This window comes from Enterococcus sp. DIV0086 (genome assembly GCF_050498705.1).
Taxonomy (GTDB): domain Bacteria; phylum Bacillota; class Bacilli; order Lactobacillales; family Enterococcaceae; genus Enterococcus; species Enterococcus faecalis.
In genome coordinates, this window is record NZ_JBNIDN010000001.1 from 1152890 (window position 1) to 1167558 (window position 14669).

The 14669-nt window shown below is 37.8% G+C and carries 13 protein-coding genes; 1 reads left to right on the top strand and 12 read right to left on the bottom strand.

All coding sequences use genetic code 11. The annotated features are described in order from the left end of the window. Positions 1 to 140: 140 nt before the first annotated feature. Positions 141 to 1082 (top strand): ketopantoate reductase family protein, encoded by a 942-nt coding sequence (locus IGI63_RS05575; RefSeq protein WP_002397139.1) that lies wholly within the window; start codon positions 141 to 143, stop codon positions 1080 to 1082. A gap of 51 nt (positions 1083 to 1133) precedes the next feature. Here the strand turns inward: IGI63_RS05575 and holA are convergent, their stop codons facing one another. The 12 genes from holA to IGI63_RS05635 all read right to left on the bottom strand — a co-directional run bounded on the left by holA (position 1134) and on the right by IGI63_RS05635 (position 14669). After that, complete coding sequence (gene holA / locus IGI63_RS05580) at positions 1134 to 2162, bottom strand: DNA polymerase III subunit delta (RefSeq protein WP_002362655.1); 1029 nt, start codon at positions 2160 to 2162, stop codon at positions 1134 to 1136. Between the two features lie 57 nt (positions 2163 to 2219). Further along, positions 2220 to 4484 (bottom strand): DNA internalization-related competence protein ComEC/Rec2, encoded by a 2265-nt coding sequence (locus tag IGI63_RS05585; protein ID WP_429975984.1) that lies wholly within the window; start codon positions 4482 to 4484, stop codon positions 2220 to 2222. A gap of 34 nt (positions 4485 to 4518) precedes the next feature. Next, positions 4519 to 5022: a ComE operon protein 2 gene (locus tag IGI63_RS05590; protein WP_002356697.1), complete on the bottom strand. Its 504-nt coding sequence runs from the start codon at positions 5020 to 5022 to the stop codon at positions 4519 to 4521. A gap of 122 nt (positions 5023 to 5144) precedes the next feature. After that, positions 5145 to 5822, bottom strand: a complete 678-nt coding sequence (locus tag IGI63_RS05595; RefSeq protein WP_031324145.1) for a helix-hairpin-helix domain-containing protein — start codon at positions 5820 to 5822, stop codon at positions 5145 to 5147. Between the two features lie 62 nt (positions 5823 to 5884). Further along, a complete protein-coding gene (locus IGI63_RS05600) occupies positions 5885 to 6955 on the bottom strand; it encodes a SepM family pheromone-processing serine protease (RefSeq protein WP_002382735.1) in 1071 nt (356 codons plus the stop codon). Next, entirely contained in the window at positions 6942 to 7433 is a 492-nt protein-coding gene (gene coaD / locus IGI63_RS05605) for a pantetheine-phosphate adenylyltransferase (protein ID WP_002356693.1), read from the bottom strand. The genes IGI63_RS05600 and coaD overlap by 14 nt, the downstream gene beginning before the upstream one ends. A gap of 1 nt (position 7434) precedes the next feature. Further along, positions 7435 to 8028, bottom strand: coding sequence for a 16S rRNA (guanine(966)-N(2))-methyltransferase RsmD (rsmD, locus tag IGI63_RS05610; protein WP_073339922.1), 594 nt, complete (start codon positions 8026 to 8028; stop codon positions 7435 to 7437). A gap of 59 nt (positions 8029 to 8087) precedes the next feature. Next, positions 8088 to 8438: a YlbG family protein gene (locus tag IGI63_RS05615; RefSeq protein WP_002359714.1), complete on the bottom strand. Its 351-nt coding sequence runs from the start codon at positions 8436 to 8438 to the stop codon at positions 8088 to 8090. Continuing rightward, the gene (locus IGI63_RS05620; protein ID WP_002356689.1) at positions 8428 to 8862 is read right to left on the bottom strand and encodes a YlbF family regulator; all 435 of its coding nucleotides are present in this window, start codon (positions 8860 to 8862) and stop codon (positions 8428 to 8430) included. The genes IGI63_RS05615 and IGI63_RS05620 overlap by 11 nt, the downstream gene beginning before the upstream one ends. Beyond that, a complete protein-coding gene (locus tag IGI63_RS05625) occupies positions 8859 to 9983 on the bottom strand; it encodes a CAP-associated domain-containing protein (RefSeq protein WP_002379682.1) in 1125 nt (374 codons plus the stop codon). Before IGI63_RS05625 ends, IGI63_RS05620 begins: the two co-directional genes overlap by 4 nt. A gap of 16 nt (positions 9984 to 9999) precedes the next feature. Beyond that, positions 10000 to 13428: a pyruvate carboxylase gene (locus IGI63_RS05630; RefSeq protein ID WP_002372200.1), complete on the bottom strand. Its 3429-nt coding sequence runs from the start codon at positions 13426 to 13428 to the stop codon at positions 10000 to 10002. A 32-nt stretch (positions 13429 to 13460) separates the two neighbouring features. Then, positions 13461 to 14669 (bottom strand): FtsW/RodA/SpoVE family cell cycle protein, encoded by a 1209-nt coding sequence (locus IGI63_RS05635; RefSeq protein ID WP_002356686.1) that lies wholly within the window; start codon positions 14667 to 14669, stop codon positions 13461 to 13463.

The window sequence follows — 14669 nt, forward strand, 5'->3', positions numbered from 1 at the left end:
CTTACTTTACCATTTGATGCAATCCTTACTTTTTAGGAAACATTTAAAAAATAACAAATTTGCAAGTCCCATTTATTCATTTTTAGGAAAGTTGCTGTATAATAATAACGGTTAAAGAACTTTTAAGGAGATGGATACACATGAAAATTGCAATTGCTGGTGCCGGCGCTATGGGCAGCCGTTTAGGAATTATGTTGCATCAAGGCGGAAATGATGTAACTTTAATCGATCAATGGCCCGCACACATTGAAGCCATTCGTAAAAATGGTTTAATCGCTGATTTTAACGGAGAAGAAGTTGTCGCGAACCTACCAATCTTCTCACCAGAAGAAATTGACCATCAAAATGAACAAGTAGATTTAATTATCGCTTTAACCAAAGCACAACAATTAGATGCAATGTTTAAAGCGATTCAACCAATGATTACCGAAAAAACATATGTACTATGTTTATTAAATGGCTTAGGTCATGAAGATGTACTAGAAAAATATGTACCAAAAGAAAACATCTTGGTTGGCATTACCATGTGGACAGCTGGTTTAGAAGGACCGGGACGTGTTAAACTTTTAGGTGATGGCGAAATTGAATTAGAAAATATTGATCCTTCTGGTAAAGAATTTGCTTTAGAAGTCGTTGATGTCTTCCAAAAAGCTGGTTTAAATCCAAGCTATAGTAGCAATGTTCGCTACTCTATTTGGCGGAAAGCCTGTGTCAATGGCACGCTAAACGGTTTGTGTACAATCCTTGATTGTAATATTGCCGAATTTGGCGCACTACCTGTTAGTGAATCCCTTGTTAAAACATTAATCAGTGAATTTGCAGCAGTCGCAGAAAAAGAAGCCATTCATTTAGATCAAGCAGAAGTCTATACACATATTGCTCAAACTTATGATCCAAACGGTATTGGCTTGCACTATCCGTCTATGTATCAAGATTTAATTAAAAATCATCGTCTCACAGAAATTGATTACATTAATGGTGCTGTTTGGCGCAAAGGACAAAAATACAACGTAGCAACACCTTTCTGTGCCATGTTGACACAGCTTGTTCACGGAAAAGAAGAACTATTAGGAGCTAAATAATAAGAAAGTGCCAGAGACAATCGTTGTATGACGATTGTCTCTGGTACTTTCTTATTTTGCTTGCGCAGTCAATTTTAAAATAAATAATTGGAATAGTAATTCTTTATCCATTTGGCCCGTTTTCATGCGGTAATCATTTTCAACTAATTCATCATAAAGTCTTTCTAATCGAGACAATTCAAATCGTCGGACTTGTTGTAACGCTAACTTGACTCGATAAGGATGAACCTTTAATGTATCAGCAATATTCGCTTGTTGATAGCCCATCTTAGCCAAAATTTTTGTTTGTAGAAAAAGGCGAATCTGATTCAATAAGATTGCATTTAACTTAATGGTTTCTTCTCCTTGTAAAAGTAAATCTTCATACAATTGAACAGCTTTTTCACTGTTTCCAGAAAGTACTTCGTTGGTTAAGTCAAAAACATTATGTTCCAAAGACTTAGGGACTAATTCTTGAACCGCACCTCGTGTAATTGTCTTCGTTTCAAGGGCATATAAATACAGCTTCTGTAATTCTCCCATAATTTTTGATAAGTTCAAGTCTGTCAATTGAAGTAATAAATCAAAAGCATCGGAGCGAATAGTGTACCCTTCACTCTCAATCGTTTGAGAAATGTACTGACGAATAGCCTTTTCATCCATTGGATTGACATCAACTACTGTGGCATTTTTTTTCAATGCTTTGGTAATTTTTTTACGTTCATCTAATTTTTCATAAGAGGCCATAAAAACAAGAACAGTTGTTGGTGATGGACTTTCCAAATAATTCAATAAAAGATTGACATCATGTTCCACACCGTTTGTTTTTCTTTCGGCAGTTAAAAAGTAAGGATTTTCCACAAAGACAAGGCGATAATCACCAAAAAACGGAATTGTTTCCGCTTCAGCAATCGCTGCACTTAAAGGTGTTTCCTCCATATCAAATGAGAAAAAGTTAAATTGATCATCCTCTTCCGTCAACAATTCTTTCATCAATGTTGTTTTAAATAATTCAGTTAAATAAAGTTCTGTTCCTATTAATAAATAAACTGGAGCGATTTTTTGCTCTCGCACTTCTTTCAAAGCTTTTTGTAACTCCATTGGCTCGCTCCTTTTCTCGTTTCTCTTGTTTATCCTATCATGTTACTTCTGGAAATACTAGTCTTGTTCTTTAACAAATTTGGCTTTAGAAAGCCCTTGCCAGGGTAACCATTGATAATAAATCATTCCTTGAAGATCGGTCCGATAATAATTTATTTTTTGCTCCTCCAGCGTCGCTAATGTCTCCTGATGAGGATGTTTAAAACGATTATTCAGTCCAGCTGAAATCAATGCTTCTCGCGGATTAAGCTGTTTGATAAATCTTTTAGTAGACGACGTTTTACTACCATGATGACCGACTTTCAAGATGTCGATTTTCAACTGGGGATAGCGAGCCAACACTTGTTCTTCTCCTTCGGCTTCCAAGTCACCAGTAAATAAAAAATGCCGTCCGCCTAATTGTGTGGAAAACACTATCGAGTCATTATTGCCCCCAATACTGCTCTTATTTGGTGATAAAATTTGAAAAGAAACGGGCCCATTAATTCGCTTGGGCGCTAAAATTGGCCGACAGTCTGTCCCGCTTTTTTGGAGTTGTTTCAAGACTTGGCGAAACGAAAAATTGGCTTCAGCTGCTCCTTTAGGAAAATAAAGAACAGAAATTGGAACCTTCTGCGCAATGGCTAATAAATCGCCAAAATGGTCTTCATGTGCGTGTGTGATGATCACTTCATCTAAACGTTTGACCCCTTGACTTTTGAGAAAAGGAATCACTGAATATTCCGCTCCTGATCGACTATTTTTCCGTTGCCGCCAAGCTTCTTTGTCAAAAGACAACCGACCACCTGTATCGATTAGTGTATTTTTTCTGTGAAAAGGCGCTTGGATAAACAAACTATCCCCTTGGCCTACATCGATCATTGCAACAATGCCAATTGGCGAAAGGTATTTACTATTTATCAAAACAATTAGTAGTCCGATTGAGAAAAAAATTTTTTTAGACTTGTCTGCTAAATAAATCATTGAAAATCCGATTAGTAATAACAAACTAATTTGTATCCAAGAATTTAAATAGCCGATGGTCAGCTTCGGATTTAAGTGAACTAGCACCCACTCAAATAAGCCATTCATTGTTAAAAATAGTGGTTCGAGCAAGACTGCTAAATAGCGTGCTGGCATAATAATCACTAGAAAAAAGCTCAACGTCAAAAGCGGTAACAAGAACCGTTCAAAAATTGGTAATAAGAGAAATGTTAAGAAACTTCCTAACAAGGGCCATTCATAAAATGATTGGACTAAAATAGGTAAGGAAGCCACAGCCAATAGGAAAGAGCCTAAACAATTTTTAATGAAAGGCGAAGAATAACCAACCAATGTTTGCTCTAAAAACAGCAGAACAAAGGAAAGTAAATAACTAAATTGACCGCCGACTGAAAAAAAGAGGGTTGGCTGAACAATCAAGTGCACTAAGAGAGTTAAACTCCAACAATCGAGGGCCGGAACCTGCCAATTAAACCGTCGATTGAACGTATTGAGGTTTGTTTGTAAAAGCGCCCGCATGACACTAACTGAGAATCCTGTTAAACCAGCATATATCAGTGAAAAACTGCATTGCCACAAAAAATAACTTTCTTGCGTTCGGCGAGCAATTCTTAGCATCAGCAAGCGAAATAAACGAAGGAAAAAAGAAACATGCATCCCTGACAAACTAAAAAGATGCAAAATGCCTAATGCTGAAAATTTATCGCTTATTTCAGCAAATTCTTCATTACGAAAACCTAAAAGCAACGCATTCATGTACATTGCACTAGTATCAGCAAAATTTTTCTGAATATGTACCATCGCCCACTTCCGCCAGCCGCTAATGATTTCTTTAAACCGCCAAGAAAAAAAGGAACACGGTTGTCCTATCTCCTCAATGAATAAAATAGCTTCGATTCCTTGATTCTTTAAAAATAGTTGATAATTGAAGCCATTTTTGTTGGTTTGACCTTGGGGCGAGTCTAAAATACCTACAGCGGTTGCCTGAATGGTTGTGGTTAGTTGTTGCCATTGCTGTTTTTCTTTCACACTTTTTAATTGATAAAATGCCATCACTTTCTGCCTTTTGCCTTTTACGATCCAATTGGCAGGAAATTTTACTTGATCACCATCTACTTGTATTTCATCTGGTAATATCGTTAGCTGTCCTGACAAGCGGACTTCTTTAGGCAACAAAGAGACTGGCTTTAACCACTGGAAAATCAATATGCCCCCTACTATTAAAAAACTGCACAAAAAACCTCCCAATATAACAGGAAAACTTTTTGTACAGACAATACGGATAACAGTGATAGAAAAAAGAAGAGCTCCTAATAGACTAGGTGCGAAAAAACACCACAGCCCACAACTAGTCAGCAGAGCTATGAAGAACCAATTATTCCTCAGCTGAGGAAGGATTGTCCTCAAGTGTGGCAAATTCTTCTCCCCATTGTAATTCGGCAAAATATTTTGGTACTAAAGTCACTTTTTCAACCGTGGCTCCTACTTGTTCAATTAAATTTAGGGCGTACGCATCATTACGGTAATCCTTTAAATAATAAATCTTTTTAATCCCTGCTTGTAAAATCATCTTTGTACATTGCAGGCAAGGGAAATGTGTCACATAAATTTCTGCCCCTTCTGTAGGGACGCCAAACTTCGCACATTGTAAAATTGCATTCATTTCTGCGTGGATTGTTCGAACGCAATGATTATCAACAACATAGCATCCTTCATCAATACAATGCGTTCCGCCACTGACTGAACCATTGTAACCTCCTGCAATAATTCGTTTGTCGCGAACAATGGTTGCTCCGACAGTTAACCGTGTGCAAGTACTTCTTAATGATAATAAGACGCTTTGTCCCATAAAATATTGGTCCCATGGAATTCGTTCCATAATAAACCTCCTTTATTTTTAATGACTCCTGTGTTCGATTTGCCAAATCATTTAATCTTATTACAAATAGTATGTTATCCGCATCCCATAGTCAAGAATTCTCAGGAATTTTCTGTTAAAAGTTAGCCAGTCACTGTCAACATGTCTTTTAAACGTTCTACTGTTTTCTCTCCAATACCTGGAACATTTTTCAGTTCCTCGACGGTTTTAAACGGTCCTTGTTCGTCACGAAAGCGAATAATCTCTTGTGCTTTTTTCGCACCGATTCCTGAAATCGTTTGTAGCTCTGCTTCTGTTGCCGTATTAAGGTTGATTTTTTCCTCCTGATTTTGCTGAGCAGGTGCTGATTCCTGCAGCGTTTCTAATGATTGTGCCACTGGTTCTCCTTTTTTGGGCACGTAAATAATCATTTGATCTTTTACTTTTTGAGCGTAATTGACCTGGGCAGTATCAGCTTCCTCGCTCACGCCTCCAGCTAAAGCTAAAGCATCCCAAATCCGCTGCTGATTTTTTAGTTGATAGATTCCTGGTACTTTCACTGCGCCTTTAATATCAACATAGATCATTGTTTCTGCCCTTTCTTTTGTGGCATCTGTGGCGACCTCTGTCGTAGTGGTCAAACTTGTTTCTTCCCACATTGTGGTGTCTACTTGTGGCTCCTTATTAACCATCAAATAAATGCCCACTAATAGAGTTATCAAAATGACCATGAACACGCCACTACCTAGCAATAGCCACTTTTTGGGTAACTGTTTCAACCAATCCATCGTTTGCCCTCCCTTCAAAATATAATTACGCATTTTTTAACAAAAAAATGCGCCTGGACCAAAAATCACTAGTAATTTTTGGTCCAGGCGTACTTTTATTTTAATTTCTCTAGATAGTTCAAGGCATCTTGAACCGTTTTTACTGGGACAATTTTCATTTTTGTCCCAATTTTTTTCGCAGCTTCTTGTGCTTCTTGATAATTCGATTTGATTTTCGGTTCAACTTTTTTCATTTCTGAAGTTATTTCATCATCGGGTGCAAAGAAAATTTCTGCACCGTTCTCACTGGCAGTTACAACTTTTTTGTCAATGCCTCCGATTCTACCAACGATTCCTTGACTGTTCATCGTACCTGTTCCAGCAATTTCATGACCTTTACGTAAATCTTTATGACTTAATTGTTCATAGGTCTGCAAAGTAAACATTAACCCAGCCGATGGCCCACCAATATCACCCGCTTCAATAGATACTGGGATAGAAGAATCAATTTCAGTATGATCAGTCAAACCAATACCAATCCCTGCTTTTTTATCTGTTGGCAATTCAATTAATTTGCCGGTCGCTTCTTTTGCTTTGCCATCTTGAATAAATTGAACAGTGACTTTTTGATTCACTTTTTGTGCTTTAATGTAATTCATTAATTCTTCACTGCTTTTAAAAGATTTACCATCCACGCCTGTCACGGTATCGCCAACTTCAATTTTTCCTTTAAAACTTGAGTTGTCTTCCATCGCTAACACATAGACGCCTTTAAATTTCATCTCATATGGAACCTTCGCTAATTTTAAGGCTTGCTCAATTGCGGCGTTTTTTGAGGAATCCATATAGTATTGTTGAATTCGATTATATTCGCTATTACTACTATCTCCCATTAATTCTTTTTTGGACATGACTTCTTGAAAATCCGAAAAGTTTGCTTTTATGGCAGAAAAAATAGTGGCCGAACGAATGCCCACCGTTGTTAAATAAAAAGCACCTGACTGCGTATCTTTTTTTCCATCAACAGTTACAAACTCTTTTAAATTTTCTGTCGTTCCTGGTCCTTCAATATAATAAGGAATTGGGACGATAAACAAACCAATTAGCAGCAATGCCAATACCATTGGAATGAGTGATTTAAACGAAAATTTTTCTGTTTTTTTATTCATTATTTTAGCTCCAGTCATTCTTCTTTTGTTTTAACGCATGATAAATATTGGGAGGAAGATAGTCAGACACATCGCCTCCAAAACGTAAAACTTCTTTTAGTAAACTGGAGCTTACATGTGCATATGGTTCTTCTGCTAATAGAAAAACCGTTTCAATTTCTGGCGCCAGATGTTGATTCATTTTAGCAATGTCTTTCTCGTACTCGTAGTCTTTGACGTTTCTAATGCCACGAATCAAAAAATTAGCCCCTAATGATTTTGCACTTTCCACAGTTAACTGGGTTTCTTGCATGATAACACGCACATTTGGCATTTCTTTAGTTGCTTCTTCAATTAAATATTTTTTCTCTTCTGGCGTAAATAATGTTTGCTTACTTGTATTTATAAAAACGCCAATGATGACTTCGTCAAATAACTTCGCACTGCGTTCAATCAAATTTAAATGACCATTTGTCATCGGATCAAAACTTCCGGGAAATAGAGCAATTTTACGCATCTTACGCCTCCTGACGATAAATCGTTACTTGAGTGATTCCGTAAACGGTTTCTCTTGTTTTTTCTAGTGTACCAATCGTTTCCGGTAATTTGACAGTTTTATCTGTTTCACAAACGATAACGGCTTCGTTTGTTAATAACTGCCGTTCTAACATCTTTTCTAATTGTGAAACAATTTCTTGTTTGGCATAGGGCGGATCCAATAAGACCAAATCAAATTGTAGCTTCTCTTCATAAAACTGTTCTAAGGCACGATTAGCATCCATTTTTCTAACTTCAAATTTTTCTGGTTCTTTTGTAATCCCAATATTTTCTTTAATTACTTTTAGTGCAGCAAAATTCTTTTCAATACAAATACTTTTGTCCATTCCACGAGAAACGGCTTCAATCGCTAACCCGCCACTTCCTGAATATAAATCCAGCGCCATTCCACCTTCGAAATATGGACCAATCATATTAAAAATAGATTCTTTTACTTTATCTGTTGTGGGCCTAGTATTGTCGCCATCTAACGCTTTCAGGCGCCGGCCACCATATTCTCCAGAAATAACACGCATTGTTTCGACTCCTTTATCAATCATTCTTTTATAATTCATTATAACAAAAAGAGTGAAAAATGTTTGAAATTTCTCATAACATTTCTCACTCTTTTGCATTAGACATTCTCTGCTAAGCGAATCTCTGTAGATAATTCCTCTACTACATAGCCGTCGTCTTCTTGTTCTTGATAAGCCGCTTTGGTACCAATTTTTTCAGCAAAATTCATTTCGACATCTGGTCGATACGATTTATCGACACTACGAACAAAATGTAACTGATTAATTTTTTCCATGTTACTTTCAATATTTTCTTCATTCATGTAAATCACCACATATTTCATTTTTCGTGAAACATAGTGAATCAGTCCATATCGGCGTAACTGTTTTAACGGTTTTAATGTGTATACCCAAACAATTAGGCAACGACGCTCTTGAAGCGTAAATTCTTTTTCTTCTTTAGCTTGCATGGCAGCTTCCTCCACAACCTGAATGTTTCTTTCCTCGTTCAAAGAAAGGATTTCCAGCATCTACTTTAATATCTTCAGAAATTAGTTGCGCAATCTTTAAACCAATTGTATCTAGCAACGTTTGAACGTTTGTCTCAGCAAAACGATAATTTGCAACGATTTCATTTAAATCAAGCGCCCGCTTCGCTTTACGTAGGGCTCGCTGTTTCTCCCGAAAATCGGGTGCATGAATTCCATAAGCCTCTACTCGTTCAAAGGCTGACTTAGCTTCTAAAAATGCTTTTTGTAACTGAGCAACTTCCGCCGAAGCATACATAGCTTTTTTTGTTTCTTTATAGTTTTGAACAGCATCACTTTCTAAAAGTGCTGAAATTAAACATTCTGTTTGATCTTCAATTGCAAATAAATGTTCTGTCACAATCATAACTTTTCACTACTCTCCGTGATTTGCCTATTTTCTGGTCGTTTCTCTAATAAGACTAACACACCTTCATTGGAAAAGGCAACGCCCAATTCTGTCGTTTCTGACTCAGCAAAATAGCTATCATATTGCGGGTCCGAAAACCATGACAAAATAGTAAAGGTACTATCATAAACAGGTTCTTGGAAAATACCTGCTGGTTCTCTCAACGAAAGTTTGCTCGTTTTAACTAATAAAGAAAATTCGTCCTTAGTCAAATGAAAGGGATGAATGGCTGTATGTTCCTCTCTCGTTTGTAACAATTCTGCTTGTCGATTTGCCGACAAAATTGTTGGTGTATGGTTAGCCATCGTTTGATACAATGTTTGGGCATCTTTTTGGCTTTGTGTAGAAACTGAAAAAGCAGCTTGATTTTCTTGCTGTTTAACCAGATTCATGACATAAATCGCTTGGTTACTTTGAACAGGATCGAAGGTCATTGACTGCGTTATATCAACTGGCAAAGGAGAACCTTCATTTAATTGATACGGCATTTCCGTGAGCAACGTTTCTTTATTGACATAATTAACTGCCATTAAACCACCTGTACGCTGATTAAAAAATAACACCGCAAAACTGCCATTATCAAAAGCAACCAGTGGTCGATAGTTCATATCTTCTTCCATCAGCTCGACATCGTAAGCTTCATGATGAAAATTAAATGCAAAATTCGAATAAATCGTCATTAAATCAGACAAGTCAGCAAGCTTCATATCTATTTTAAACGGTTCTATCATTTTGTCATTGTTAAAGGCCTTAATTGCGATGACTTTATTTTCTCGAACGTTGACTTCTAAGTAATCATTCATCGTCAAACCGAACGTCCATAATTCATACGTACGACCTGTTTTAATTTTTTCTTTAGGATTGCCAAACTGGCGGATAAAGGTTTCCACATCTTTCCCTATGTATGCTGCGTAGCCAGAAGCTGGCAATTCTTCATGAGGAACAGCGGTGTGAGCGCTGGATAAGCGCCCACTTTGAGCTGTTTCGGTTGGTTTTTCAGCAGGGAAAAAAACTGGCTCTAAATATCCGATGAGTAAAACTGTTAAAAAAACAGCAGTAAAGGCCCAAAATCGCTTCATTTTTTCCCCTCTCATCTTATTTTTCTTTCACTTCTAATAACAAATCACCTGAGCTGATTGCTTCGCCTTCTTCAACATAAATGTGATCTACCGTGCCCGCAAAACGTGCTTCGATAGTCGTTTCCATTTTCATGGCTTCTGTAATCAGCAACGGCTGACCTTTTTCTACTTTATCGCCACGTTTGACCAATACTTGTAGAACAGAACCAGACATCGTTGCGCCGATTTGTTCTTTATTAGTTGGTTCCGCCTTTTGTTTTACTTGAACAGCAGACTTAATGGAGGCATCTTTAACTAAAACCTCACGACGTTGCCCATTCAAATTGAAGAACAAGACACGGTTTCCGTCAATATCAGGTTCGCCAATTTCATCTAAACGAATAATTAACGTTTTTCCTCGTTCAATTTGAACTTCCAATGTCTCTCCTTGACGAATACCATTAAAGAATGTTGGCGTATCTAATAAGGTTATATCTCCAAAGGTTTCGTATTTTTGACGATACTCTAAAAATACTTGTGGATACATTAAATAACTTAAAACTTCTTCCAATTTAGGTTGATACCCAATTTTTTCGGCTAATTCTTCTTGTACTTTCGCAAAATCAACAGGTGCTGCTAAGTCACCTGGCCGCTCTGTGAAGGCTGGTCGACCTTTTAGAATAATTCGTTGGAGCTCTTTCGGGAACCCACCAACTGGTTGACCTAAATCACCTTGGAAAAAAGTCACAACGGATTCAGGAAAACTTAGTTCTTCACCACGCGCATAAACATCTTGTTCTGTCAGATGATTTTGAACCATGAAGAGTGCCATGTCTCCCACGACTTTTGAAGATGGCGTCACTTTTACAATATCACCAAACATCAAATTCACTGTGTGATACATTTTTTTGATTTCATCCCAACGGTGCCCTAAGCCTACCGCTTTTGCTTGCTGCTGCAGATTAGAGTATTGACCACCAGGCATTTCATGCATATAGACTTCTGTTTGCGGGGCATTTAACCCATTTTCAAATGGTTGATAATACATGCGCACATCTTCCCAATAATGATTGATTTTCTGTGCATTATCAATGTTAATAGTTGGCGTCCGTTCACCATTGACTAAAGCATAATATAGACTGTTCATACTTGGCTGGCTAGTTGCGCCACTCATCGCACTCATTGCGACGTCAACAATATCAACGCCCGCTTTAGTAGCTGCTGAATAAGTGATGATCCCATTACCACTAGTATCGTGGGTGTGGAGATGAATTGGTAAATCCGTGGCTGCCTTTAATTCACTAATTAAACGATAAGCAGCTTGTGGTTTCAATAAGCCAGCCATATCTTTAATCGCAATGATTTGTGCACCTAAATTTTCCAATTCTTTAGCCATATCAAGGTAATATTGAACATTATATTTTGCTCGGGCTGGATCATTGATGTCCCCAGTATAACAAATTGCTGCTTCCGCAATTTTTCCGGTATCTCGAACGACTTGAATACTTTTTTCCATTTGAGGAATCCAGTTTAAGCTATCAAAAATTCGAAAAACATCGACTCCTTGGCGAGCGGATTCTTTAATAAATTCTTCAATAACATTATCAGGGTAATTTTGATAGCCTACCGCATTAGATCCTCTGAACAGCATTTGTAAAAGTGTATTTGGCATCAACTGACGAATTTTTCTTAAACGTTGCCATGGGTCTTCGGTTAAGAAGCGATAGGCAACATCGAACGTAGCGCCACCCCACATTTCACTAGAAAACAGCTCAGGCAGGGCTGCATCAGTTAGACCAGCAATTGCTTTAAAATCTTGTGTTCTCACACGAGTAGCTAATAAACTTTGGTGCGCATCACGGAACGTGGTATCTGTCATTAACACACTTTCTTGATTCTTAACCCAATCGATGACGGCGGTTGCTCCTTGAGCGTCTAGAATATTTTTAGCTGTGATCACTTTTTCTGGAACTTCAATATCTGTCGGCACGCGCGGGGCTTCAAAATATTTTTTCTCCGTTCGTTCAATGCCAGGGAACCCATTGACCGTTACTTCTCCAATGTATTTCATCGTTTTATTGCCACGATCGCGCATACGAGGAAATTCAAATAATTCAGGTGTATTATCAATAAAGGTTGTTTTGGCTTCGCCAGATTGAAACGCTGGATAGCTCACAACATTTTGTAAAAACGGAATATTTGTTTTCACGCCACGAATCCGAAATTCTTTTAAGCAGCGTTGCATTTTACTGATTGCCTGTTCAAAAGAGAAACCATGCGTACAGACTTTAACCAATAAAGAATCAAAGTAAGGCGTCACAGCGTAGCCAGAATAAGCATTTCCTACATCTAAACGCACACCAAAACCACCTGGTGAACGATACGTATCAATTTTCCCTGTATCTGGCATAAACTGGTTCAGGGGATCTTCAGTCGTAATCCGACATTGAATAGCCGCGCCTTTTAATGTCAATTCGTTTTGTTTTGGCAAATGCATATCTTTATGCAAATCAAGCCCTTGCGCAATTTGTAATTGAGAGATCACAATATCAATATCTGTAATCATTTCTGTGATAGTATGTTCTACCTGAACACGAGGATTCACTTCAATAAAATAAAACTGATCCCCTTCTACTAAAAACTCAACCGTTCCCGCATTCACGTAGCCGACATGCGCCATTAACTGCACAGCAGCCGAACAAATGGCTGCTCGTTGTTCTTCATTCATTGATACACATGGTGCGACTTCTACCACTTTTTGGTGGCGCCGTTGAACGGAACAATCACGTTCAAATAAATGCAAGACGTTCCCATGATGATCGCCTAAAATTTGTACTTCGATATGTTTAGGATTAGAAATATACTTTTCAACATAAACCTCGTCAGAACCAAAGGCTGCTTTCGCTTCACTTTTTGCTCTTTCGTAACCTTCTCGTGCTTCCTTGGCATCGTGGGCAACCCGCATCCCGCGACCGCCGCCACCTAAAGCAGCTTTAATCATGATAGGAAAGCCATGCGTTTCACCAAAAGCTACGACCTCTTCCACCGTTGCTACTGGCCCATCTGAGCCTGGAATCGAAGCAATCCCCGCAGCTACAGCTGCTTCTTTCGCTTTAATTTTATCGCCAAAAATATCTAAATGATGTGTTTTAGGTCCGACAAAAATGATTCCTTCTTCTTCACAACGTTCGGCGAAGCGTAAGTTCTCAGATAAAAAGCCATAACCAGGATGAATGGCATCTGCTCCCGATTTTTTGGCAATTTGGATAATATTTTCAATGTCTAAATAGGCTTCAATTGGTTTTTTCCCCTTACCAACTAAATACGCTTCATCTGCTTTGAAACGATGAACAGAATACTCATCTTCTGCAGCATAAATCGCTACTGTACGGATATCTAATTCTGTACAAGCTCTAAAAATTCGAATCGCAATTTCGCCACGATTGGCAACTAATACCTTTTTCATAACGTCACTCCTACCATCAATTTCCTTCAAATTTATTGGTTCTGTTCTAAAGATAAATAGTACTCATTTTCTAATTTCTGACGTGTTTCATCTGCACTGATATTCAGGACAAAAGCCACAGCAATCGAAATAATCAGCAAACTATTCCCACCTTGACTCAAGAACGGGAAAGTAATTCCTGTTAATGGAATAATCCCAGTAATCCCACCAACATTAATAAAGACTTGAATCAATAACATTGTACCAATTCCAATACACATTAGTGAATTAAAAGGTTTCTTCGAGCGTACACCGACTAAAATAATTCGCGCAATCATAAACATCAACAATCCTAAAATCGCTAGACCGCCGATAATGCCTAACTCTTCTAAAGTAATCGCAAAGATAAAGTCCGTATGTGCTTCTGGTAAAAAGCCTTTTTTCTGAACACTATTCCCTAGACCTTTGCCAAACCAGCCGCCATTACTGATTGCATAATAAGAATTAGCTAACTGATGGCCTAAGTTCCGTTCATCTAAAAATGGATTTTTAAAAACAGCAAAACGATTATAAATATATTGATAACGCGCTGGGAAAATTTTTCCTTTAGACATAATTAATAACTGAATAGCCGTGATACTACCTAAAATGCCCAAGCCACCGACCAAGTAGGTATACATATAATTAATCCCACTTGCTAAAACCATCACGATGGTAATTAATGTTAGAATGGCCGCATTCCCGAAGTCAGGCTGGATTGCAACTAGAGCAATTAATACAAAAACGAGCATCAACGGGCGCCCGGCAGCTTGTTTAAATTGATCCATGCCTCCATTAATTGTCTTTTGTCGCCGTGCTAAAATATAAGACAGATACCAGACAACCATAATTTTTAAATACTCAGCTGGTTGCATCGAAAATCCACCAATCTCAATCCAACCACGTGCGCCGTTAATTTCTTTCCCGATACCAGGAATCCGAACGGCTAAAACCATAACCGTAATTACTGCAATGGCAAACATGATAAAACTTCGATTCTGGAAAACGGATGTTTTCATCTTATAAATAAAAAACATTGCAACTAACCCTACTACCCAAAAGGCAACCTGGTTAATAACGAATGAGGTAGGTGAAAAACCTTTCATTACTTGTAATGCGGATGTGGAACTATATACCATAATCAATCCCACGATACTTAAAATTAAATATGGAATAAAAATACTATAGTCTAGCAAATGCCGTTTCTTTACTTTGTTTGGCAA

Bases quoted from the DNA above. Each gene is read 5' to 3' on its own strand.
- IGI63_RS05575 (WP_002397139.1), top strand. From the start codon at position 141: ATGAAAATTGCAATTGCTGGTGCCGGCGCTATGGGCAGCCGTTTAGGA.
- holA (WP_002362655.1), bottom strand. From the start codon at position 2,162: ATGGAGTTACAAAAAGCTTTGAAAGAAGTGCGAGAGCAAAAAATCGCT.
- IGI63_RS05590 (WP_002356697.1), bottom strand. From the start codon at position 5,022: ATGGAACGAATTCCATGGGACCAATATTTTATGGGACAAAGCGTCTTA.
- IGI63_RS05595 (WP_031324145.1), bottom strand. From the start codon at position 5,822: ATGCGTAATTATATTTTGAAGGGAGGGCAAACGATGGATTGGTTGAAA.
- IGI63_RS05600 (WP_002382735.1), bottom strand. From the start codon at position 6,955: ATGACTGGAGCTAAAATAATGAATAAAAAAACAGAAAAATTTTCGTTT.
- coaD (WP_002356693.1), bottom strand. From the start codon at position 7,433: ATGCGTAAAATTGCTCTATTTCCCGGAAGTTTTGATCCGATGACAAAT.
- rsmD (WP_073339922.1), bottom strand. From the start codon at position 8,028: ATGAATTATAAAAGAATGATTGATAAAGGAGTCGAAACAATGCGTGTT.
- IGI63_RS05615 (WP_002359714.1), bottom strand. From the start codon at position 8,438: ATGCAAGCTAAAGAAGAAAAAGAATTTACGCTTCAAGAGCGTCGTTGC.
- IGI63_RS05620 (WP_002356689.1), bottom strand. From the start codon at position 8,862: ATGATTGTGACAGAACATTTATTTGCAATTGAAGATCAAACAGAATGT.
- IGI63_RS05625 (WP_002379682.1), bottom strand. From the start codon at position 9,983: ATGAAGCGATTTTGGGCCTTTACTGCTGTTTTTTTAACAGTTTTACTC.
- IGI63_RS05630 (WP_002372200.1), bottom strand. From the start codon at position 13,428: ATGAAAAAGGTATTAGTTGCCAATCGTGGCGAAATTGCGATTCGAATT.